The organism is Propioniciclava sp. MC1595 (assembly GCF_017569205.1).
Classification (GTDB): Bacteria; Actinomycetota; Actinomycetes; order Propionibacteriales; family Propionibacteriaceae; genus Propioniciclava.
This window is the reverse complement of record NZ_CP071870.1, coordinates 836,040-858,204: the sequence shown is the minus strand read 5'-3', so window position 1 is coordinate 858,204 and position 22,165 is coordinate 836,040. Positions and strand designations below refer to the sequence as shown.

At 70.5% G+C, this 22,165-nt stretch carries 25 protein-coding genes; 11 read left to right on the top strand and 14 right to left on the bottom strand.

Translation table 11 applies throughout. The features are described from left to right. The first annotated feature begins 23 nt into the window (after positions 1-23). On the top strand, positions 24-761 hold the full coding sequence (locus tag J4N02_RS04000) for an AAA family ATPase (RefSeq protein WP_188334480.1): 738 nt from the start codon (positions 24-26) through the stop codon (positions 759-761). A gap of 7 nt (positions 762-768) precedes the next feature. Here J4N02_RS04000 and J4N02_RS03995 read toward each other — a convergent pair whose 3' ends face one another. From J4N02_RS03995 to J4N02_RS03965, 7 genes are all read right to left on the bottom strand, one after another. Next, positions 769-1,194: a heat shock protein transcriptional repressor HspR gene (locus J4N02_RS03995; protein ID WP_188334479.1), complete on the bottom strand. Its 426-nt coding sequence runs from the start codon at positions 1,192-1,194 to the stop codon at positions 769-771. Between the two features lie 4 nt (positions 1,195-1,198). Beyond that, a complete protein-coding gene (gene dnaJ / locus J4N02_RS03990) occupies positions 1,199-2,359 on the bottom strand; it encodes a molecular chaperone DnaJ (RefSeq protein ID WP_188334478.1) in 1,161 nt (386 codons plus the stop codon). Between the two features lie 54 nt (positions 2,360-2,413). Next, positions 2,414-2,905, bottom strand: coding sequence for a nucleotide exchange factor GrpE (grpE, locus tag J4N02_RS03985; RefSeq protein ID WP_260519455.1), 492 nt, complete (start codon positions 2,903-2,905; stop codon positions 2,414-2,416). 209 nt (positions 2,906-3,114) lie between these two features. Next, the gene (dnaK, locus tag J4N02_RS03980; protein WP_188334477.1) at positions 3,115-4,983 is read right to left on the bottom strand and encodes a molecular chaperone DnaK; all 1,869 of its coding nucleotides are present in this window, start codon (positions 4,981-4,983) and stop codon (positions 3,115-3,117) included. A gap of 154 nt (positions 4,984-5,137) precedes the next feature. After that, a complete protein-coding gene (locus tag J4N02_RS03975) occupies positions 5,138-5,377 on the bottom strand; it encodes a hypothetical protein (RefSeq protein WP_188334476.1) in 240 nt (79 codons plus the stop codon). 63 nt (positions 5,378-5,440) lie between these two features. Then, on the bottom strand, positions 5,441-5,698 hold the full coding sequence (locus tag J4N02_RS03970) for a hypothetical protein (protein WP_188334475.1): 258 nt from the start codon (positions 5,696-5,698) through the stop codon (positions 5,441-5,443). An 86-nt stretch (positions 5,699-5,784) separates the two neighbouring features. Then, positions 5,785-6,189: a VOC family protein gene (locus J4N02_RS03965; RefSeq protein WP_188334474.1), complete on the bottom strand. Its 405-nt coding sequence runs from the start codon at positions 6,187-6,189 to the stop codon at positions 5,785-5,787. Positions 6,190-6,335: 146 nt separating this feature from the next. On the opposite strand from J4N02_RS03965, the gene J4N02_RS03960 reads away from it, so the two are divergent. After that, on the top strand, positions 6,336-8,294 hold the full coding sequence (locus J4N02_RS03960) for an acyl-CoA dehydrogenase family protein (protein ID WP_188334473.1): 1,959 nt from the start codon (positions 6,336-6,338) through the stop codon (positions 8,292-8,294). Between the two features lie 130 nt (positions 8,295-8,424). Here J4N02_RS03960 and J4N02_RS03955 read toward each other — a convergent pair whose 3' ends face one another. Beyond that, the gene (locus tag J4N02_RS03955; protein WP_208091115.1) at positions 8,425-8,910 is read right to left on the bottom strand and encodes a vitamin K epoxide reductase family protein; all 486 of its coding nucleotides are present in this window, start codon (positions 8,908-8,910) and stop codon (positions 8,425-8,427) included. Beyond that, positions 8,907-9,776, bottom strand: a complete 870-nt coding sequence (locus J4N02_RS03950) for a DUF929 family protein (protein ID WP_188334472.1) — start codon at positions 9,774-9,776, stop codon at positions 8,907-8,909. The genes J4N02_RS03955 and J4N02_RS03950 overlap by 4 nt, the downstream gene beginning before the upstream one ends. Before the next feature lie 112 nt (positions 9,777-9,888). Between J4N02_RS03950 and J4N02_RS03945 the strand changes: the two genes are divergently transcribed. Next, on the top strand, positions 9,889-10,434 hold the full coding sequence (locus J4N02_RS03945; RefSeq protein ID WP_243760863.1) for a YbaK/EbsC family protein: 546 nt from the start codon (positions 9,889-9,891) through the stop codon (positions 10,432-10,434). A gap of 12 nt (positions 10,435-10,446) precedes the next feature. Here the strand turns inward: J4N02_RS03945 and J4N02_RS03940 are convergent, their stop codons facing one another. Together J4N02_RS03940 and J4N02_RS03935 are read right to left on the bottom strand one after the other, a co-directional pair. Beyond that, a complete protein-coding gene (locus J4N02_RS03940) occupies positions 10,447-11,472 on the bottom strand; it encodes an ABC transporter substrate-binding protein (protein WP_188334470.1) in 1,026 nt (341 codons plus the stop codon). 43 nt (positions 11,473-11,515) lie between these two features. After that, positions 11,516-11,902, bottom strand: a complete 387-nt coding sequence (locus tag J4N02_RS03935; protein ID WP_188334469.1) for a hypothetical protein — start codon at positions 11,900-11,902, stop codon at positions 11,516-11,518. A 34-nt stretch (positions 11,903-11,936) separates the two neighbouring features. Here J4N02_RS03935 and msrA point away from each other — a divergent pair, with 34 nt between their 5' ends. After that, the gene (msrA, locus tag J4N02_RS03930; RefSeq protein WP_182814317.1) at positions 11,937-12,581 is read left to right on the top strand and encodes a peptide-methionine (S)-S-oxide reductase MsrA; all 645 of its coding nucleotides are present in this window, start codon (positions 11,937-11,939) and stop codon (positions 12,579-12,581) included. Positions 12,582-12,646: 65 nt separating this feature from the next. Here msrA and J4N02_RS03925 read toward each other — a convergent pair whose 3' ends face one another. After that, complete coding sequence (locus tag J4N02_RS03925; RefSeq protein ID WP_182814316.1) at positions 12,647-13,216, bottom strand: hypothetical protein; 570 nt, start codon at positions 13,214-13,216, stop codon at positions 12,647-12,649. Between the two features lie 2 nt (positions 13,217-13,218). After that, positions 13,219-13,629, bottom strand: a complete 411-nt coding sequence (locus J4N02_RS03920) for a helix-turn-helix domain-containing protein (protein ID WP_182814315.1) — start codon at positions 13,627-13,629, stop codon at positions 13,219-13,221. A gap of 170 nt (positions 13,630-13,799) precedes the next feature. Between J4N02_RS03920 and J4N02_RS03915 the strand changes: the two genes are divergently transcribed. The 5 genes from J4N02_RS03915 (at position 13,800) to J4N02_RS03895 (ending at position 18,964) form a co-directional block, all read left to right on the top strand. Beyond that, the gene (locus J4N02_RS03915) at positions 13,800-15,584 is read left to right on the top strand and encodes an alpha-amylase family glycosyl hydrolase (RefSeq protein WP_208091114.1); all 1,785 of its coding nucleotides are present in this window, start codon (positions 13,800-13,802) and stop codon (positions 15,582-15,584) included. Between the two features lie 59 nt (positions 15,585-15,643). Continuing rightward, positions 15,644-16,942, top strand: coding sequence for a DUF1015 domain-containing protein (locus J4N02_RS03910; RefSeq protein ID WP_188334468.1), 1,299 nt, complete (start codon positions 15,644-15,646; stop codon positions 16,940-16,942). A gap of 82 nt (positions 16,943-17,024) precedes the next feature. Then, complete coding sequence (locus J4N02_RS03905; protein ID WP_182814313.1) at positions 17,025-17,882, top strand: D-hexose-6-phosphate mutarotase; 858 nt, start codon at positions 17,025-17,027, stop codon at positions 17,880-17,882. A gap of 69 nt (positions 17,883-17,951) precedes the next feature. Next, positions 17,952-18,701 (top strand): hypothetical protein, encoded by a 750-nt coding sequence (locus J4N02_RS03900; protein WP_188334467.1) that lies wholly within the window; start codon positions 17,952-17,954, stop codon positions 18,699-18,701. Beyond that, positions 18,698-18,964, top strand: coding sequence for a hypothetical protein (locus J4N02_RS03895; protein ID WP_188334466.1), 267 nt, complete (start codon positions 18,698-18,700; stop codon positions 18,962-18,964). The genes J4N02_RS03900 and J4N02_RS03895 overlap by 4 nt, the downstream gene beginning before the upstream one ends. Here the strand turns inward: J4N02_RS03895 and lepB are convergent. Continuing rightward, a complete protein-coding gene (gene lepB, locus J4N02_RS03890) occupies positions 18,961-19,683 on the bottom strand; it encodes a signal peptidase I (RefSeq protein ID WP_208091113.1) in 723 nt (240 codons plus the stop codon). The two genes, J4N02_RS03895 and lepB, sit on opposite strands and share 4 nt — an antisense overlap. 176 nt (positions 19,684-19,859) lie before the next feature. Here lepB and J4N02_RS03885 point away from each other — a divergent pair, with 176 nt between their 5' ends. Beyond that, the gene (locus J4N02_RS03885) at positions 19,860-21,368 is read left to right on the top strand and encodes an acetyl-CoA hydrolase/transferase family protein (RefSeq protein ID WP_182814310.1); all 1,509 of its coding nucleotides are present in this window, start codon (positions 19,860-19,862) and stop codon (positions 21,366-21,368) included. A 174-nt stretch (positions 21,369-21,542) separates the two neighbouring features. Then, a complete protein-coding gene (locus tag J4N02_RS03880) occupies positions 21,543-22,142 on the top strand; it encodes a TetR/AcrR family transcriptional regulator (protein WP_188334465.1) in 600 nt (199 codons plus the stop codon). The last annotated feature ends 23 nt before the right edge of the window (positions 22,143-22,165 follow it).

Sequence of the window (22,165 nt, the reverse complement as noted above, 5' to 3'; positions counted from 1 at the left end):
TGCTGCGCCCTACCGTGGGGCCCATGGCGAGGAATGCGATCCCGGGGGTGGGGCGTCCCGTGCGCCGCATGGAGGCCCGCACCGGGGCGGAGTGGGAGCCCAAGGCGTGGCCGTGGCGCATCCCGGCGGTGGCGGCGCTGCTGGCCGACGGCATCGACTTCGGGCAGGCCACCGTCCTGGTCGGCGAGAACGGGTCGGGCAAGTCGACGATCCTCGAGGCACTGGCCGAGGCTTACGGGCTCAACCCCGAGGGTGGGTCGACGGGCGCACGGTTCAGCACGCAACGCACCGAATCGCCGCTGGCCGAGACCGTCCAACTCGTCCGCGGCGCCGGTGCGAGCCGCGGCGGCTACTTCCTGCGCGCCGAGACCATGCACGGGCTGTTCTCGTACCTGGCCACCAGCGGGGACTCGTTCCACCACCTCAGCCACGGTGAGTCGTTCCGGGCGATCCTCGAGGCCCGCACGCGCCACCGCGGTCGGATCCGGCCGGGCCTCTACCTGCTCGACGAGCCCGAGTCGGCGTTGTCGTTCACCTCCAGCCTCCACGCGCTGGCGACGTTGGTCGACCTGCTGTCCGAGCCCGGCGTCCAGATCGTGATGGCGACGCACTCGCCGATGCTGTCGGCGCTGCCAGGGGCGACGATCCTGCAACTGTCGGAGGCGGGCATCGAGCCCCGCGCCTGGCAGGACCTGGACCTGGTCGTCAACGAGCGCTACTTCCTCGCCGACCCGCAGCGGTTCCTCCGCCACCTCTCCTGAAGGAGACTCAGCGGCCCGACGGCAGCGCGCGCGGGGAGCGCAAGCGGACGGTGCGGCCCAGGTGGACGGTGCCGTGGCCGGCGGTGAAGGTCCGCCCCGAGGGGTCGTCGCCGACCTGGTGGGCCTGGATGATCTCGACGAGGCGGGAGACCTGGCCGTGAGCCTCCTCGAGCTGGGCCTCCAGCTCCAAGATGCGGCGGATGCCCTCGAGGTTGATGCCCTCCTCCTGCGACAGCTCCTGGATGTGCCGTAGGCGGGCGACGTCGCGGAGCGTGTAGCGGCGTCCGCGGCCCTTGGCGCGCGACGGCACCACCAGGCCCAGACGGTCATAACCGCGCAGGGTCTGGGGGTGCATCTCGGCCAGCCGCGCCGCCATGGTCACCGTGAACAGCGGCGCGTCCACGTCCATCCGTGCGGGCAGGAAGTCCGACATCACGTTACTCGAACAGTCCGGCGCGCGGGTTGCCGGAGCCCACGACGTCCGCGTAGTGCCTCAGGGCGGCTTCGGCCTCGGCCGACAGCGACGAGGGCACCTGGACGTCGACGGTCACGAGCAGGTCGCCGTGGTCGCCGTTTGCCTTGCGGACGCCCTTGCCGCGCACGCGGAACGTGCGGCCGTTGGGCGTCCCCGCCGGAATGCGCAGGCGGACGCGCGGCCCGTTCAGCGTCGGCACCTCGATGTCGGCCCCCAGCGCGGCCTCGGGGAAGGTCACCGGCACCACGAGTGTCAGGTTGTCGCCCTTGCGCCCGAACACCGGGTGCGGGCGGACGTTGACGAGCACGTAGAGGTCGCCGGGGGGGCCGCCGTTCTCGCCGGCCCCACCCTTGCCCTTGATGCGGATGCGCTGGCCGTCGGTCACGCCGGCGGGCACGCGCACCTGCATCGTGTTGGTCGAACGCGCACGGCCGGAGCCCGAGCAGTCGGGGCACGGGTCGTCGACGACGAGCCCGCGGCCGCGGCAGTCGGGGCAGGGCTCGGCGATGGCGAAGCCACCCGAGGTCTGCGACTCCTTCATGCCCGAGCCCTGGCAGGTCGTGCAGACCTTGGGCACCGTCCCGGCCTTGGCGCCCGTGCCGCGACAGGACGAGCACGGGGCGTCCGAGACCGTCTGCATGGCCACGGTCGTGCCCTCGACGGCCTGGGTGAAGTCGATCGAGACCTCGCCCTCGATGTCGGTGCCGCGCCGCGGGTTGCGGGTGGTGCGCCGGCTCGTCGTGCCGCCGAACAGGCCCCCGAACAGGTCGGAGATGTCCTGGTTGCCCGACGTGGCGTTGCGGAACAGGTCCTCCATGGAGGGCCCGCCGGGCGCGCCGAAGCCGCCCGGCCGCGTGCCGCCGGCACCCGGGAAGCGGAACCCGGATCCGAACAGCGACCGCTGCTCGTCGTACTCCTTGCGCTTCTTGGGGTCGGACAGCACCGAGTTGGCCTCGGAGGCCTCCTTGAACTTCGCCTCGGCCTTCTTGTCGCCGGGCTTGGCGTCGGGGTGGTTCTCGCGGGCGATCTTGCGGAACGCCTTCTTGATCTCCTCGGGCTTGGCGTCCTTGGAGACGCCCAGGATCTTGTAGTAGTCCTTCTCAAGCCAGTCCTTGGTGCTCATCGGCGCCTCCTCTCATGCTCATCGAGTGGGTGGGGGTGGGTGCGGGCCGACCCATCAGGCGGGGTCGGCCACACCCACGCGGGCGGGCCGCACGATGCGGTCGCCCAGGCGGATGCCCTTCTGGATCACGGCCGACACCACCGTGGTGGTGTGGTCGCCCTCCAGCGGCATGTGCATGAGGGCCTCGTGCACGTTGGGGTCGAACTCCTCGCCGACCTCGCCGAAGGCGACCAGGCCGTACTTGCCGGTCACCTTCTCCAGCGCGTCGACGACGAGGCGGAAGCCGCCCTCGAACTCCTCGTGCTGCCGGGCCGCGTCGATGGCGTCCAGCACGGGCAGCAGGTCGTTGACGACCTGCTCCACGCCCTTCTGGCGGGCCACGTCGCGGTCACGGTCGACGCGCTTCTTGTAGTTCACGTACTCGGCGTGCAGGCGCTGCAGGTCGGCGGTGCGCTCGGCGAGCGCGGCCTCCAGGTCACCTTCACGACCGGACGCCGCGGGTGCGGCCGTCCGCTCCTCGGCCGACCCCTCGATGGGGGCCTCCACGGGCGAGTCCACGTCCAGCAGCTCGGAGGCGTCGTCGGGGATCAGCGGAACCTCGGGGCCGTCGCCGCCGGCCTCGCCGTCGGGAACGAACTCATCACGGGGGTTGTGGGTCACGTCATCTCTCCTCAAAGGCAGGGGGCCGGCCGGGCAGGCCCAGCGACGGGCTCCACCGGAGCCGTCGCTGGGAGCCTACCCAGCCGGCCGCTGCGTCACTTCTTGTCGGACTCGTCGTCGACGATCTCGGCGTCCACGACGTCGTCGTCACCGGCGGCGTCGGAGGCCGGGGCGTCCTCGGAGGTGTAGGCCTGGTCGTCGCCCGACCCACCCTGGGCGGCCTGGGCGGCGGCGTACATGGCCTGGCCCATCGCGGACGCCTTGTCGTTCAGGTCGTTCATGGCGGCCTTCACGTCCTCGTCGTTGTCGGTGCCCTTCAGGGCCTCCTTCAGCGTGTCGAGGGCCTCCTGGACCGGGGCCTTGACGTCGTCGCCGATCGACTCCTCGTTGTCCTTGAGCAGCTTCTCGGTGCGGAACGCCAGGCTGTCGGCCTCGTTGCGCATCTCGACGGACTCGCGACGCTTCTTGTCCTCCTCGGCGTGCGCCTCGGCGTCCTTCATCATGCGGTCGATGTCGTCCTTGCCGAGCGCCGAGCCGCCGGTCACCGTCATGGACTGCTCCTTGCCGGTGGCCATGTCCTTGGCGTTGACGTGCACGATGCCGTTGGCGTCGATGTCGAAGGTGACCTCGATCTGCGGCACGCCGCGCGGGGCGGGCATCAGGCCGGTGAGCTCGAAGTTTCCGAGCGACTTGTTGTCGCGGGCGAAGTCACGCTCGCCCTGGTACACCTGGATCATCACCGAGGGCTGGTTGTCCTCGGCCGTGGTGAACACCTCGGACCGCTTGGTCGGGATCGTCGTGTTGCGCTCGATGATCTTGGTCATCACGCCGCCCTTGGTCTCGATGCCGAGGGACAGCGGGGTGACGTCGAGCAGCAGGACATCCTTGACCTCACCCTTCAGGACGCCGGCCTGCAGGGACGCGCCCAGGGCCACGACCTCGTCGGGGTTGACGCCCTTGTGGGGCTCCTTGCCGCCGGTCAGTTCCTTGACCAGGTCGACGACGGCGGGCATGCGGGTCGAGCCGCCGACCAGGATGACGTGGTCGATCTTGCCGACGGTGGTGCTGGCGTCCTTGATGACGGCGTTGAACGGGGCGCGGCAGCGGTCGAGCAGGTCCTGCGTCATGCGCTGGAACTCGGCACGCGTGAGCTTCTCGTCCAGGTGCAGCGGGCCCTCGGCGCCGGCCGTGATGTACGGCAGGTTGATGTGGGTCTCCTGCGCCGAGCTCAGCTCGATCTTGGCGCGCTCGGCGGCCTCCTGGAGGCGCTGCTTGGCCATCTTGTCCTTGCCCAGGTCGATGCCGTGGGCGTTCTTGAACTGGGTCGCGAGCCAGTCGACGATCCGCTGGTCCCAGTCGTCGCCACCGAGGCGGTTGTCGCCCTTGGTGGCCTTGACCTCGAACACGCCGTCGGCGATGTCGAGCAGGGAAACGTCGAAGGTGCCGCCACCGAGGTCGAAGACCAGGATGGTCTGCTCGATGTCGCCCTTGTCGAGGCCGTAGGCCAGCGCGGCGGCGGTGGGCTCGTTGATGATGCGGTCGACGGTCAGGCCCGCGATCTCGCCGGCCTCCTTGGTCGCCTGGCGCTCGGCGTCGCTGAAGTACGCCGGCACGGTGATGACCGCGTTGGTGACGGTCTCGCCCAGGTAGGCCTCGGCGTCGCGCTTGAGCTTCTGCAGCACGCGGGCGCTGATCTCCTGGGGCGTGTACTTCTTGCCATCGATGTCGATGTTCCAGTTGGTGCCCATGTGACGCTTGACCGACCGGATGGTGCGGTCGACGTTGGTCACCGCCTGGCGCTTGGCGACCTCGCCGACGAGGACCTCGCCGTTCTTGGCGAAGGCCACGACGGACGGCGTCGTGCGGGCGCCCTCGGCGTTGGGGATGACGGTGGGCTCGCCGCCCTCGAGGACGGCGACGACGGAGTTGGTGGTGCCGAGGTCGATACCGACTGCACGGGCCATGGTGGGTTACCTCCAGAGGTTCGGGGAACTTCGGGCTTGAGCCTAGCACGCTCATCTTCGAAGTTGAGTTCACCAGACTCAACTAGGGGAAAGCTCCGGGTATTCCCGCTCCGCTCCCGCCGAGGGCTTGAGTTTTTCGCGCCGAGGGCTTGGCTCAGCCCTCCCACTGGGCCACGAGCCGGGCGTGGTCGGTGATGGGACCCAGGACCGCCCACCGGTCGTCGACCACGCGAACCGACCGGAACCCGCGCTCGCGGGCGAACGCGCGCGCATCCTCCGCGGGTGGCCCATCCATGAGCCACACCGTGGGGGCGTCCTCGCCGAAGAACCGGTAGTAGACGCGATCGCCGTCGCGCGCCTGCCAGATCGCCACCTCCGCGCGCGCCGACGACATCAGTTCCGCGTCGGCCGCGGTCGAGTCAGCGCACGTCTCGAGTCCCCCCCACCGTCCGACAGGTCAGCGTGCTGGTGAGCGCCACCCGGCTCGTGCCTTCATCCTGCGACGCCAACGCGCGCACCCGGTCGGACGCCGCCGCGTACGACTCCCGCCCCCGGCCAGCCGGGCCTCGACCTGGTCGAACCGCCCGGCGTCCTGGGACGTGAACCACGCCGACATCGACCACGCCGCGAGCCCCGTGGGCAGGACGACCGCCACCAGGAGCCCCACCAGCCCTCCGACGAGCAGCCACCCGACGACCCGACGAGCGCCACCCACAGGGCGAGGGGCGGCCAAACGGGGAGGGGGGACGCGGGGGCTCATGCACCCATCCTCCCCCCTGTTCCGGCGTCGCGGGGCCCCGTTCAGCCAGCCGACCCCGCGATGTTCACGTGCCAGATGATCCCGAACCGGTCGACGAGTTGGCCGTACTCGTCGCCCCACATCTGCTGCCGCAGAGGGATGACGACCTGACCGCCCTCGCCGAGCCTGGCCCAGTACCCCTGCAGCGCCTCGGCCTCATCACCCGACAGGCTGATCTGCACGTTGGTGCCCGGGTTGTAGTCGCCCATCCCCTCGGCGAAGTCGGACGCGAAGATGTTGAAGCCGTTCGGGGCGCTGACCGAGGCGTGCATGACCCCGTCGATGTCCATCCCCGAGTCGCGGAACGACGACACCTGCGGCTCGGCCCCGAAGACCTCGCCGTTGAACGCCATCGCCTCGGCGCAGTCGCCGTTGAACGTGATGTAGGGGTTGAGCTGCTGCGCCATGGGGCGTCCTTCCTGTCGGTGCCGCGGGTGGGCGGGAGAACCCTGCCACCACACGACCCATCACGACCAGAGCCTTGCCACGCCCTCTACCCCGCACGGGGCAGGAAGAGTTACGGTGGTAGATCACATGAGCGCATGGAGGCGTCATGACCGCGACACAATCCGCCACTTCCTCAAGCACCACGTCCTCAACGCTCCGGGGTACGACTCGCACCGAACCCACCGCCCGCGAGGCCCGCAAGGTCGCCGAGGCCGCCCGCGAGCAGGACTGGACCAAGCCCAGCTTCGGCAAGGAGCTCTTCCTCGGACGCCTGCGCCTCGACCTGATCGACCCGTGGCCGACCCCCACCCCCGAGACGAAGCAGCGCGGCGAGGACTTCCTGGCCCGCGCCCGCACCGTCGCGGACGGCATCGACGGCCAGCAGATCGAGCGCGACGCGCTCATCCCCGACGAGGTCATCGCCGACCTGGCCAGGTTGGGCGCGTTCGGCATGAAAATCCCGACCGAGTACGGCGGCGTCGGGCTGACGAACCTCTACTACAACAAGGCGCTCACCCTCATCGCGTCGGCCAACCCCTCCTTGGGTGCCCTGCTGAGCGCCCACCAGTCGATCGGTGTCCCCCAGCCGGTGAAGATGTTCGGGACGCCCGACCAGAAGAATCGCTTCCTGCCGCGCACCGCGGCCGGGGAGGTGTCGGCGTTCCTGCTGACCGAACCCGATGTGGGTTCCGACCCGGCGCGCCTGGGCACGACCGCCGACCCGCAACCGGACGGTTCCTTCAAGCTCAACGGCGTCAAGCTGTGGGCCACCAACGGCACCATCGCGGGGCTGTACGTGGTGATGGCGCGCGTGCCGGCGTCCGAGGGCGAGCGGGGCGGCATCACCGCCTTCGTCGTCGAGGCGAACTCGCCGGGGATCACGGTCGAGAACCGCAACGCCTTCGTGGGGCTGCGGGGTATCGAGAACGCGGTGATCCGCTTCCACGACGTGGTGGTGCCGGCCGAGAACACGCTCGTCGGCGTCGGGCGCGGCCTGAAGATCGCGCTGTCGACCCTCAACACAGGCCGGCTCTCGCTGCCGGCGATGTGCGTGGGGGCGTCCAAGTGGTGCCTGCACGTGGCGCGGGGCTGGTCGGCCGAGCGCGTCCAGTGGGGACGCCGCATCGGCGACCACGAGGCCATCGCCACCAAGCTGGCCTTCGTCGCCGCGACGACGTACGCCATGGAGTCCATGCTCGACCTGTCGTGCATGCTCGCCGACGACGAGCGCAACGACATCCGCATCGAGGCGGCGCTGGTGAAGCTGTGGGGCTCCGAGATGGCCTGGACGATCGCCGACGAGGTGCTGCAGATCCGCGGCGGGCGGGGCTACGAGACCCACGACTCGCTCGAGGCACGCGGCGAGCGCCCGGCCGAGGTCGAGCAGATCCTGCGTGACCTGCGCATCAACCGCATCTTCGAGGGCTCGACCGAGATCATGCACCTGCTCATCGCGCGCGAGGCGGTCGACACCCACCTGTCGGTCGCCGGCGACATCATCGACCCGGACGCCGGACTCGACGCCAAGGCCCGCGCGGTCGGGCGGGCGGCCGGGTTCTACGCCGGCTGGTTGCCCACGCTGGCGGCCGGCGCGGGCGTGGTCCCCGGGGCGTACGCCGAGTTCGGCGAGTTGGCCGGCCACGTGCGCTGGATGGAGCGCGCCTCCCGACGGCTGGCGCTCAACATCTTCGCCGGCATGGCCCGCTGGCAGGGCAAGATGGAGTACCGACAGGCCTTCCTGGGCCGGGCGGTCGACATCGGCGCCGAGTTGTACGCGATGGCGGCGTCCTGCGTGCGTGCCCGCGCCGAGGCCGACACCGCCCCCGAGAACCTCGAGCTCGCCGACCAGTTCTGCCAGCAGGCGCGCGTGCGCGTCGAGGCGCTGTTCACCGCGTTGTGGCGCAACAGCGACGCGGGCGACCGCACGCTGGCCAAGAAGTTGCTCGACGGGCGCTACGTGCGCCTGGAACTGGGCGTGCGGCACATCCGCGACCACCTGCCGTGGGTGAGCACGTGGGAACCGGGTCCATCCGAGCACGCGGACGTGCGCCGGCACCTCTCCTAGCGTCGCGGCGACGCGGGAGGCACGCCGAGAGCCTGCCAAACAACCGCCGACAGCCTCCCTGTTAATTGAAGGGAGGCTGTCGGCGCGAACTTGGCAGGCTTTCGGCGCGAACTTCGCAGGCTGTCGGCGGTCAGGCGGGCTCGTCTGCGGGCTCGGGTGCGCCGGCGACGAAGGTGGTCAGGTAGAACACGAACAGCACCGCGGTGATGACGTGCACGACCGTGCACCAACTGCAGATCTGGCCGATCATGACGAACTCGGCCCAGACCAGGTAGAGCACGAACAGCATGCCCACACCGGTGAACACCAGCCCGACCAGGCGCCCCCGGCGCAGCCCGAGCCGCCGCCCGGCGAAGGCGAACGCCACGCCGGCGATGTTGTAGAGCAGGCCCAGCAGTGCCACCGGGATGCCGAGCAGGTAGGCCCACGGCGACGTCGTCACCGACGCGCAGTTGACGAAGTCGCCCTCGGGGCACACCAGCACGACATCAGCGTTGTAGTGCTCCCAGGTCAGGTAGGCCGACACGAGCAGGTTGGCCACCCACAGCAGCTTGATCCAGAGCGGGCTCGGGTCAGCCGCCCCGACCCGCACCGCCGCACCCGCGGGCGAACTCACCCGAGGACCGCCTTGGCGGCCACCACGCCGGGCGCCGAGCAGACGTCGCCGGGCTGGTCGCCGGTCAGGGCGCAGATCTGGGCGGTGGTCACGTTCGCCGCGCCGAGGATGGCCTGCGCCTCCGGCGAGGAGGTGTCCTTCAGCTTCTCCGCGATCGAGTCGCCGCTCTTGCCGGGCATGTACCCGCCCTGCAGGAAGGGCTGCAGGAACGGCGTCCCGCTCGTGTGGGTGCCCCAGTACAGCCACGGGTAGCCCTGCATGCCGTGCTCGCGGGCGATGGTCTCGTCCTCGGGGGTGAGGGTCTGGATGTCGTTGCCCTGCGCGTCCTTGAGCTCATAGCCCTTGAAGACGAGGTGGTCGCTGGTGTAGGTCGCGTCCCTGTACGACACGGTCGGGATCATGCCCGCGTTCGACGGGGCCTGCCCCGCCTCGAGGCCGGAGAAGTCACCGAACCGCTCGAGGGCGATGGTCAGGGGCCAGCGGGTGTAGCCGCAGAAGGAGCAGTACTCGGCGCCGATGTAGAGCAGGCGCGGCTTGCCGTCCTGCATCTGGACCTCGCCGCCCGGCACGGGCTCGGCCGGGGTGACGGACAGCGCGCCCACGCCCACGGCGTCCAGGTCAGCGGCCGGCACGTTCTGCAGCGCGGCCACGTAACCGGTGCTGCCACCGCCACCGGGGGCCTGGGGCCGGTTCATGCCGATCGCGATGATCACGCCGACGGCGACGAGCAGCAGCGCCACGGCGCCGGCCGCGATGCCGAACATCTTGTTGCGCCGGGCGGCCTGCTCCGCCTTGCGCCGCTCCTCCGCGAGCCGCGCCCGCGCCGAGCCCTGTGCCGCGTTCGGCTGCTTGCCTGCCTTCGCCATGCGCGCTTCTCCTGTTGCTGTCGTGACGTCCCCCACAGCCTACAGAGCCACCCGAACGCCGCGGGCCGCGGTCCGCCCCGATCCGGCCGGATCCACGTGGCAGGATGGCGCGGTGCCTCACGAACTCTTCGGGTCCCTGGACACCGCCCCGGCGCTCGGGCGCCCCGACCTGCTCGCGCCAGTCACCCTGGCCGTGCTGGAGCGGACCGGGCTGGAGGCGCTCGTCGCCGCCATCGACCCGACCCTCGCCGACACCGAGCAGCTGTGCGCCCACTACGGCGTGCCGCTGGACGCCAGCGCGAACGCGGTCGTCGTGCGGGGCACCCGCGCCGGGGTCGACTCCCACGTGGTGTGCATGGTGCGCGCCACGGACCGCCTCGACGTGAACGGGCTCATCCGCAAGCGGCTCGGCGCGCGCAAGGCCTCGTTCGCGCCCATGGACTTCGCCGTCGAGGCCACGGGTATGGAGTACGGCGGGATCAACCCCATCGGTGTCCCCGCCGACTGGCCGATCTGGGTCGACGGCGCCGTGGCCGACACGGACTGGGTGTGCATCGGTTCGGGCATCCGGGCCTCGAAGCTGTTCGTGCCCGTCACCACCCTGCTGGCGCTGCCGGGCGCCGAACGCGTCGACGACCTCGCCCGGCCGGCGGGCTGAGCGGGGCTCGACTCAGTCGACCGTGTGGTCGGCGCGCGCAAGCACGTCGGCGGGCAGCGTGACGCCCATGCGCTCGGCTGCGCCGGGGTTGACCGACAGCTCGAGGTCCTTGGCCCGCTCGACCGGGATGTCGCCCGCCTTGCCGCCGGACTTCAGCATCTGCGCCGCCATCGTCCCGGTTTGGACGCCCTGGGCGCGGTAGTCCACCGCGTAGGCCGCCAGCGCCCCGCGAACGACCGAGTCGGGGTCGGACACGACGAGCGGGATCTTGTTGGCCTCGGCGACCTGCACCACCGACTCCATCGCGGAGACGAAGGTGTTGTCGGTGCCGATGAAGAACGCGTCCACGTCGGTCAGCGACTCGGCGGCCTGGGCCACCTCGGAGGAGTTCGACACCGTCGCCTCCTTCACCTCCAGCCCGAGGGCGGGGGCGGCCTCCTTCACCATGTCGGCGTGGATGTGGCTGTTGGTCTCGGCCGAGCTGTAGAGCAGGCCGATGGTCCTGGCCTCGGGGAGGATCTCCTTGATCAGCTTCAGCTGGTCGGCCACGGGCGGGAAGTCCGAGGTTCCCGTCACGTTGCCGCCGGGCGCCTCCAGCGACGCGACGAGGTCGGCACCCACCGGGTCGGTCACGCCCGCGAAGAAGATCGGGGTGTCGGGGAGCGCCTGCACCATCGCCTGCGCGGTGGGCGTGGCGATGGCGACCACGAGGTCCTTGCTGCCGAACGCCGAGGCGATCGAGGTCAGCGTCGCCTGGTCACCCGCGGCGTTGCGGTCCTCGTAGACCACGTCAGTGCCCTCGACGTAGCCGGCCGCGGCCATGCCCTCCTTGAAGCCGTCACGCAGGTCGTTGAGCGACGGGTGGTCGACGATCTGCGCGATCCCGATCTGCAGCACCTGGCCGGACGCCGTCGTCGCCCCCGCGCTGCCCGCCGGTGTTGCGGCCGGCGTGGCCGCCGGGGAGCCGGCGCAACCGGCGAGGCCGAGGCCCGCGGCGGTGGCGAGTGCGATCAGGGAGCGTCGGGAGAGAGATGGCATGTGAGCATTGTTCACCGGCACACCGACAAGGCCCGGGACCGTCTCAGCGGTCGCGCTCCTTGGACTTCTTGTCGGCACCGGCCAGGACCACGGCGAAGTCGGGCTTGGCCTTGGCGCGCTTCTCGAGCACGTCCCCGACCGCCTTCCAGACCGCGGGCTCGGCGTCCGCGAACTCCTGGCCGCGCGCCCAGACCAGCACGGTGGACGCCCCGACGCGCCAGAGCGCCTCGGACAGCGCCGCCGGGGAGGCCAGCTCACCGAGCCCGAGCGCCAGGCCGAGCTCGGCCAGCACCGTGCGGCGCGCGTCGCGGCCCAGGTCCTCGGGCAGCTGCAGCACCTTCGGCGTCCACCCGCCCAAGCGCCAGTCGCCGGCCACGGAGGCGGCCTCGGCCTTGGTCGTGTAGAACCCGGGGGCGAACGCAGCAGTCATGGCGACCAGCGTAGTGCGAGCTACCCTTGCGGGCATGTTCGGTAGCTGGGGGATGATCCAACCACGCATGGTCGACCCGCGCCTCGCCCTGCCGGGGCGGGATCGGTCGATCCTGCCCGAGGGCGCGACGCACGACATCTTCGGCACGAACGTGCTCGACACCCCCGAGGGGTCCGAGGTCGCCTACTTCGCCCTCGGGTGCTTCTGGGGCGAGGAGAAGATGTTCTGGAACACGCCCGGCGTGACCAACACCGCGGTGGGGTACATGGGCGGCTACACCCCGAACCCCACCTACGAGGAGGTCTGCTCGGGGCGCACCGGCCACGCCGAGGCCGTGCGGGTGACGTACGACCCGGCGATGGTGTCCTACGACGAGCTGCTGCGGGTCTTCTTCGAGGCCCACGACCCCACCCAAGGGTTCCGCCAGGGCAACGACGTCGGCACCCAGTACCGCTCGGCCCTGTACCCCGTCGACGAGGCGCAGGCGGCGGCCGCGGCCGCCGCGAAGGAGCGTTACCAGGAGGCGTTCTCCGCGGCCGGGTACGGCGACATCACCACCGAGATCGTGGCCGCCGACGACGCCCCGTTCTACTGGGCCGAGGCCTACCACCAGCAGTACCTGGAGAAGAACCCCAACGGCTACTGCCCCATCCACGCCACCGGCGTGACCTGCGGTTGACCCACGGGACGCACGAGGGCCCCGGACCGATCGGTCCGGGGCCCTCGTGGGTCAGGTGCGCTGTGTCACCACTGGCGCGGCTCGTCCTTGGCCTCACCCGGGTAGGCGTCGGTGACGACGTCCTGGGCGTCCTCGGGGGCGACGGCGTCGGCGGCCTCGGCGGTCGCGGCGGCGTCGTCCTTCAGGTCGAAGGCCTCGGTCGGGTTGGTGCGGGCGTCCTTGGCGGCGTCACGGGCCGCCTGGACCTGGTGCTGGAGGTCCGCGACGGTGGTGCGGCCGCGCTCGGCCATGTCGTGGAACGCCTTGGTCGCCTCGTCGATGAAGCCCTTGAACTGGTCGGGCATCGCGTCGACGAACTGGCGGAAGTTCGGGTCCACGCCCTCGGGCGTCTTGGCCGCAATCTCCTTGCGCTGCGACTCGTAGAACACCTTGGCCTTCTCGGCCAGGACGTTCGCGAAGCCGGCGGCGGCGTAGGCGGTCTCGGTGGCGAACTTGATGACGGCGTCACCGAGCTGCTCGGGGGTGAACTTCTCACCGGCGGCCAGGTGGGCGTCCTCGGCCTTCACCTCGAACTCCTCGACGAACTCGCCCTCGGGCTTGGTCTGGTCGTTGTACTCGTTGTACTGGTCGGACATGGTCACTCCTTGCTGGCTGCCGGGACGTCCGGCGTGGGTGTGGGGTGAGGCCCTGCGTCGGGCTGGACGAACGCCAGGTAGACGGTGATCAGGGCCTGCTTCTGGGCGGCGGTCAGGGCCGGGTCGGACTGGACTGCGCGCTGCACCGACGTCGGACGGTGTTCGTCCGGGTCGATGATGCCGGCGCGGACGTACAGGGATTCGGCCGACACCGACAGGGCGGTGGCGATCTGGTTCAGTACCTCCGCGGACGGCTTGCGCAGCCCACGCTCGATCTGGCTCACGTACGGGTTGGAGATGCCCGCCCGGTCGGCGAGCTGCCGGAGCGACATCTCTGCCGCACGGCGCTGGGTGGCGATGAAGTCGCCGAGCGACAGCCGCTCGTGCTGCTCGTTGACCTCGAAGCCGTCCATGCCCACAAGTCTGCTAGCTGCAGTTAGCGCCCACAACCCCCTCGACCCCGGATCTGCACCCTGACGCGACCCCGGCTAGGCCCATCAGGGTGCAAACCGAACGGCAAGCACTCGCGTCCGCCCGCTAGGCTGCGTCCCGAACCCCTGTCGCCGGCCTCGAGGAGCCTGCCGTGACCACACCCGAACACCCGATCGAGGGCATGGGCGCCATCCCCGTCGAGGGAGGCACCGCCTTCCGGGTCTGGGCCCCCCACGCCGACGCGGTGACGGTCTTCGGTGACTTCAACGAGTGGCGCAACGACGCCGACGCGCTGGAGAACGAGGGCAACGGGTTCTGGTACGGCTTCGTCGAGGGCGCCGTCGCGGGCCAGGAGTACAAGTACCAGATCACGAACGGCGAGAACTCCTTCGCCCGGGTCGACCCCTACGCGCGCCAGGTCACCAACTCGGTCGGCAACGGCGTCATCTACGACCACGACGCCTACGACTGGGAGGGCGACTCGGCGAACTGCCCGCCCCACCACGAGCTGGTCATCTACGAGATGCACATCGGCTCGTTCGGCGGCCAGGACTCCGAGGGCTCCGTGGGGCACCTCGACGACGCGATCGCCCGCCTCGACCACCTGGTCGACCTCGGCGTCAACGCGGTCGAGGTCATGCCCATGGCCGAGTTCGCCGGCGACATGAGCTGGGGCTACAACCCGGCCCACATCTTCGCCGTCGAGAGCGCCTACGGGGGCCCCGACGCCTACAAGACCTTCGTCAAGGAGTGCCACAAGCGCGGTCTGGCCGTCATCCAGGACGTGGTCTACAACCACTTCGGCCCCTCCGACCTCGACCTGTGGACGTTCGACGGGTGGAGCGAGAACGGCAAGGGCGGCATCTACTTCTACAACGACGACCGCTCCGAGACCCCGTGGGGCGACACCCGGCCCGACTACGGCCGCGGCGAGGTGCGCACGTTCATCCGCGACAACGCGCTGATGTGGATGCGCGACTACCACGTCGACGGCCTGCGCCTCGACATGGTCCCCCACATGTACACCCACCAGGGCAACTACCTCGACGAGGGCTGGTCGCTCATGCGCTGGCTCACCGACAGCGTGCGCACCGAGTTCCCCGGTCGCATCATGATCGCTGAGGACCTGCACAAGAACCCGCTCATCACCGAGGAGAACGAGGACGGGGCGGGCTTCCACGCGCAGTGGGACGCCGCCTTCGTGCACCCGGTGCGCGCCGAGCTGATCACCCCCGACGACGGGCAGCGGTCGATCGGGGCCATCGCCGAGGCCATCGCCCACCACTACGGCGACCCGCTCGAGCGCGTCATCTACACCGAGTCCCACGACGAGGTGGCCAACGGCCAGGCCCGGGTCCCGCAGGAGATCGAGCCCGAAAACGCCACCGGCTGGCCGTCGCAGAAGCGGTCCACGGTCGGGGCGGCGCTGGTGATGACCTCCCCCGGCATCCCGATGATCTTCCAGGGCCAGGAGTTCCTCGAGGGTGGCTGGTTCCGCGACGACGTGCCGCTGGACTGGAAGCGAAACGAGGACTTCCAGGGGCTCGCCCGTCTCTACAGCGACCTCATCGACCTCCGCCTCAACCGCGGCGGGGTCACCCGCGGCCTGACCGGGCGCGGCCTCAACGTCCACCACGTCGACGAGGGCTCCAACCTGCTGGTCTTCCAGCGCTGGCTGGACCACGGCCCGGGCGACGACGTCGTCGTGGTCGTGAACCTCTCCGCCGAGGCCATGGAGTACCGCCGCATCGGCCTGCCCAGCGGCGGGCTGTGGAAGCTGCGCTTCAACTCCGACGCGACCCTGTACAGCTCGCTGTTCGGCGACTTCGAGAGCTTCGACATCGAGGCCTACGAGGAGGACGCCGACGGCCTGCAGTGGCACGGGAACGTGTCGGTCGGCCCCTACTCGGTGCTCGTCTACAGCCAGGACGCCTGACCCGTCCCGCCACCGGGCGCACCCGTCCGCGCGACGGGGTGCGCGGCTAGGGTGAGCCCGTGAGCGCTCCCGTCGTCGTCCGCACCCCGCGCGTGCTGCTGCCCAAGGCGTCCGTGGACGCCCACCGCTGGGCGGTCATCGCCTGCGACCAGTTCACCTCCCAGCCCGAGTACTGGGCCGAGGTCGAGAAGGTCGTGGGCGACGCGCCCTCGACCCTGCGGATGGTGTTCCCCGAGCTGCACCTGGGCGCGCCCGACGTGGCCGAGCGGGTGCGGGCCTGCCAGCAGACCATGCGGGAGTACCTGAACACCGGCCTGCTCGAGGAGCACGAGGCGATCGTGTACGTCGAGCGCGGCGTGAGCGGCGGCACCCAGCGCGGCCTGGTCGTCGAACTGGATCTCGAGGCCTACGACTTCTCCTCCACCGCGACCAGCGCGGTCCGCTCGACCGAGGGCACCGTCCTCGACCGGCTGCCCCCGCGCATGGCGGTGCGCCGCGACGCCCCGCTCGAGCTGCCCCACATCCTCGTCCTCTACGACGACCCCACCGGGTCTGTCCTCGCCCCGGTCGAGGCTGTCCGCGACGACCTCGAGGTGGCCTACGACCTCGACCTCATGCTGGGCTCGGGCCACCTGACCGGACGCCTCGTGCGCGACCCCGCCGTCCAGCAGCAGGTGTTCGCCGCGCTGGACGCGCTCGTCGAGCCCGAGGCCTACGCCACCCGCTACGGCCTCGCCGGCGAGCACCCCCTGCAGTTCGCCATGGGCGACGGCAACCACTCCCTGGCCACCGCGAAGGGCACCTGGAACGAGCTCAAGGCCGCGGGCGCGGCGTCCGACCACCCGGCCCGCTGGGCGCTGGTCGAGCTGGTCAACCTGCACGACCCATCACTGTCGTTCGAGCCGATCCACCGCGTCCTGTTCGACGGCGACACGGTCGTCGACGACCTCCTGCTCGCGCTCGGCGCGACCACCCGCCCGGTGGACTCGGTGGAGGACGTGCTGGCGGCCGTGGCGTCCGGGGACGGGGTGCAGCGTTTCGGCATCGTCGAGGCGTCCGGCCTGTCGGTCGCGGAGGTGCCCGACCCGACCCACCAGCTCGCGGTGGGCACCCTGCAGACCTTCCTGGACGTGTGGCTGGCCGAGAACCCGGAGGTGGAGATCGACTACGTCCACGGGGAGGACGTGACGGTCGACCTGGGCCGCCGGCCGGGCAACGTGGGGTTCCTGCTGCCGGGGATCGGGAAGGACGCGTTCTTCCGGTCGATCGCCGTCGACGGGCCCCTGCCGCGCAAGACGTTCTCCATGGGACATGCCCATGACAAGCGGTTCTACATGGAGTCCCGGTCGATCCGCTGAATCTCTCACTTGGGGTCGAATACGACAACGAGTCGGACTAGGCTCGGGGCCACAGCAATCGACCCTCGAGGAGGTCCTTCCAATGGAGCATGAGATCACCGAGAACCCCTTGCGGGGTGTCGAGGCCAAGGTTGGCTCCGGTCACTACGGCGTGTTCGATCACGGCGCGCACGTGTGGTCCTGGCAGCCCGACGGCGCGGCCCCCGTCATCTGGATGAGCGCGAAGTCCTGGTTCAGCGACGGCCAGCCCATTCGCGGCGGCGTCCCGATCTGCTTCCCGTGGTTCGGCCCGGGGCGCGCCGGCGACCAGCTGCCGATCCATGGCTTCGCCCGCCTGCACACCTGGCACCTCGCCGACCTGAAGGACACCCTCGACCGTGACGGCCGCCTCATCGCCGTCTACACGCTCGACAACGCGATGACCGGCGAGCAGCCCGACTGGCCGCACCGCTACGAGGCGCGCTACGTCGTGAAGTTCACCCCCGAGTACCTGGGCCTGACGCTCGAGGTCACCAACACCGGCCAGCACCACGTGCCGCTCGACGGCGCGCTGCACACCTACCTCGCGGTCGGCGACGTCCGCCAGGTGAAGGTCACGGGCCTCGACGGCGCCGAGTACTACGACAAGGTCACCGGTCAGACCGAGACCCAGTCCGGCGACGTCACCATCGAGGGCCAGACCGACCGCGTCTACCGCTCGACCGGCGAGGTCGTGCTGGAGGACCCGGTCCTCGGTCGCAAGCTCGTGATCGCCAAGTCGGGTTCGGCCAACACGGTCATCTGGAACCCGGGCGTCGACAAGGCCGCCGAGATGCAGGACTTCGGCGACGACGAGTGGCAGGGCATGATCTGCATCGAGGCCGCGAACGCGCTGGGCGACCAGCTCACGCTGCGCCCCGGTGAGACCCACACGCTCAAGCAGCGGATCACCCTGGCCTGAACCAGCCACGACAGGGCCCGCCGAACCCCCGAGGTTCGGCGGGCCCTGTCGTTGCCCTAGGGTGGCTGCGTGACGACCCTCGACCTGTACGGACTCGGCGTGCACTCGCGCGTCACCGTCGAGGGCCCCCGCACCGATGAGCTGCTGGACGCCCTGCGTGAGGTCTGGTCCCGGTGCCTGGCGCCGCGGGGCGGCGAGGTCCCGGGCGAGGACCTCGCCCTGACGCTCGAGGGAGACCCAGCCCCCCTCCTGCAGCGCTTCACCCAGGACGTCACCCAGGCCGCCATCAAGGCGCAGCGCGGCCGGCTGTTCATGTTCCACGCCGGGGCGGTGACCTCGCCCGCCACGGGGGCGACGCTGGCGTACGTGGCCCCGGGCGGCACCGGCAAGACCACGCTGTCGGCGGTGCTGGGGCGCACGCACGGCTACGTCACCGACGAGACCGTCGGCTTCACCCCCGACGGGCGGGTCCTCCCCTACGAGAAGCCGCTGTCGGTCCGGCCCAAGGACTTCACCGGGGTGAAGGTCGAGACCTCCCCCGACGAGCTCGGCCTGGCGCACGTCCACCCGGACGCCCACCTGCGCCGGTTCGTCCTCATCCGCCGCGACGCCTCGCTCTCCGCGCCGCAGGTCGAGGAACTCGGGGTGCTCGACGCCATCGTCCAGCTCGCCTCGGAGAGCTCGTCCCTCAGCTCGCTGCCCGCGCCGCTGCAGACGCTGGCCGCGTTCCTGGAGGCCCGGCCCCCCACGCTCCTGGTGACCTACGCCGAGGCCGAGCAGGCCCGCGACCTGCTCGTCGACGCCCTGGAGGAGTCATGACCCAGCCCGTGGTGCGCGCGCTCGACGTGGTCGACCGCCTGGAGTGCGACGGCCGCACGCTGTTGTTGCTCGAGCACCGCGTGGTCGAGCTGAACCCGTTGGCGCTGGCGGCGTACGACGCGGCGTCCGAGCCCGTGGCCCTGGACGCGCTGACCGGGACCCTCGTCGACCGGTTCGGCGCGCCGCCCGACGGTGACGCGGGCGACCTCATGCGCGGCGTCGTCGACGAACTGCTCGCGCTGGGGCTGGTGGCGGAGTCCTAACCCACCGGGCCGGGCGGCCAGGCCTTCGCGAACACCTTCCCGGTGATCCGCTCTGCCGGCACGAACCGCGCGCACTCACTGGCCTGGGTGGAGCCCCGGCACCCCGCCACGGAGTCGGCGGAGTTGGAGCGGTGGTCGCCCATCACGAGGTACTTCCCCTCGGGCACGACGATCGGCGCGAAGCAGCGCGCCGAGGCGGGGTTGCTCGCGCAGTCGAGGCCGCCGGCGGTGAAGGGGAGGTCGCGGTACACATACGGTTCGTCCAGCGGCTCCCCGTTGACCAGCACGCGCCCCTGGGCGTCGCAGCACTCGATCGTGTCGCCGGGCACCCCGATGATGCGCTTGACCGTGTAGGTGCGGTTGGAGATGCCGATGCCGGTGACGTCGCCGACGATGCGCACGGCCGCGAGGAACGGGTCGGTCTCGGGCGGGCGCTGCGGGTCGTCCCACGTCGTGCCGTGGCCGAAGATCACGATCTCGCCGCGCTGGGGCGGGGCCGCCAGGTAGGGCAGGTTCGAGCTGAGCACCCGGTCCCGGACGCCGAGGGTCGTCTGCATGGATCCCGACGACACGTTGTGCACCCGGACCACGAAGTTCTGCAGCAGCGAGACGATCGCCAGGGCGACGACGAGGTTGCCCAGAACCACCAACCACAAGGGCGTGGGCTTGCGCGCGGGCAGGCCGGAGGCCGGCGTCCCTGCCTGCTCCTGGTCGCTCACTCGCACACCCCTTTCGCTCCCAGTCTAGGCACTGGACGCCTCGCGGGCCGGGGCGTCCCTCCCCCAGCGTGGCGGCGTCCGGGACGTGAATCAGGACGGCGGCAGCCTCGATGCGGAAACGGGGCCACGTATTGGCTAGGGTGTGCGACAAGTCCGTCATTTCAGGGAGGAAATGAATGTCGCGCATCGCCAATGACAAGTACCGTGACAAGGTGATGTCGGCCGAAGAGGCCGCCAAGCTCATCAAGAACGGCGACCGGGTCGGTTTCTCCGGCTTCACCGGTTCCGGTTACCCCAAGGCCCTGCCCGAGGCACTCGCGGCTGAGATCAAGGCCGCCCACGACAAGGGCGACGACTTCCAGATCGCCTCCTACACCGGCGCCTCCACCGCGCCCGAGCACGACGGCGCGCTCGCCGCGGTCGACGGCATCTCCATGCGCATGCCGTACCAGTCCGACCCGATCATGCGGAACAAGATCAACGCCGGCTCGTCCGAGTACTACGACGTGCACCTGTCCCACTCGGGCCCGCAGGTCCGCCAGGGCTTCTGGGGCAACCTGGACGTCGCGGTGGTCGAGGTCGCGGCCATCAACGCCGACGGCACCGCCATCCCGTCCTCGTCGGTCGGCAACAACAACGTGTACCTCGAGAAGGCCGACAAGATCATCCTCGAGGTGAACGCGTGGCAGTCCATCGACCTCGAGGGCATGCACGACATCTACTCGATGAAGCTGCCGGGCGAGAACGTCGCCCTGCCGATCAACCACCCCGGTGACCGCATCGGCTCGAAGTACTACGACATCGACTGGAGCCGCGTCGCCGCGGTCATCGAGACCGACGCCGAGGACCGCAACTCGCCGTTCAAGCCGTTGGACGAGGAGTCGAAGACCATCGCCAACAACCTGCTCGACTTCCTCGCCAACGAGGTCAAGCAGGGCCGCATGCCCAAGAACCTGCTGCCGATGCAGTCCGGCGTGGGCAACATCGCCAACGCGGTGCTGGTCGGCCTCAACGAGGGCCCGTTCGAGCAGCTGACCTCCTACACCGAGGTCATCCAGGACGGCATGGTCGACATGATCGACTCCGGCAAGCTGCTGGTCGCGTCCGCCACCGCCTTCTCGTTGTCCCCCGAGGCCGCGGCGAAGATGAACGAAAACGCCAAGAAGTACCGCGAGCACATCGTGCTGCGCCCGCAGGAGGTCTCGAACAACCCCGAGGCCATCCGTCGACTCGGCGTCGTCTCCTGCAACGGCATGATCGAGGCCGACATCTACGGCAACGTGAACTCGACCCACATCATGGGCTCCCGCATGCAGAACGGCATCGGCGGCTCGGGCGACTTCACCCGCAACGCCTACATCTCGTGCTTCGTCTCGCCGTCGCTGGCCAAGAACGGTGACATCTCCGCGATCGTGCCCATGGTCTCCCACCACGACCACACCGAGCACGACGTGCAGGTCATCATCACCGAGCAGGGTCTGGCCGACCTGCGCGGCCTGTCGCCGAAGCAGCGCGCCAAGGTGATCATCGAGAACTGCGCCCACCCCGACTACCGCGAGATGCTGCTCGACTACGTCGCGCGGGCCGCGTCGAAGGCCAACGGCGCCCACACGCCGCACGACCTCGAGACCGCGCACGCGTGGCACCGTCGCTTCCTCGAGTCCGGCTCGATGAAGCAGGCCTGACCGCCACGGGGTCGGCCCCGGCCGCATCCACCGACCTGACCGGCGCGCGTCCTCGGACGCGCGCCGGTTCGGCGTTCCGGGGCGGGAGTTCGTGCCGATCCGCCTCCTCGGCGATGCGGCGAACTAGATTGGGCTGAACCCGGGTCAGCACCCGCCCGGGCCGATGGAGGAACCATGACGACCGCTCCCGCACGCCCCCGCGGACGCCGCCCCGGCCACGACGACACCCGGGGCACGATCCGCGAGGCCGCCGCCGACCTCTTCGCCGCCGAGGGCTACGACCGGGTGAGCCTGCGCGCGATCGCCCGGGCCGCCGACGTCGACCCGGCCCTGGTGCACCACTACTTCGACTCCAAGGCCGACCTCTACTGCGAGGCGGCGTTCGACACGCGCTGGGACATCGACGAGTTCGTCCGCGACATCCTGCGCGGCAGCCCCGACCAGATCGGACGCCGGGCCGCGAAGGCCTTCTTCGACCGGTGGGACGTCGACGAGGCCCAACGCTCCGACTACCTCGGCAGCCTGACCCGGGACGCCGGCCGCGGCCGCCACGCGCTCACCGAGATGATCGCCCGCGAGGTGTTCACCCCCATCGCCGCCGCGCAGGGCCACTCCAACGCCCCGTACCGGGGGCAGCTGGCCGCGAGCGCGCTGCTGGGCATGATGGTCGCGCGCAACCAGGTGGAGCTGCCGCTGGTGTCCTCGCTGTCGCTGCGCTCCCTCGCGACTCCCCTCGGCGCCACCCTCCAGCACTACCTCGTCGACGCCTGGTAACCGGCCTCGGGACCCCGCACCTA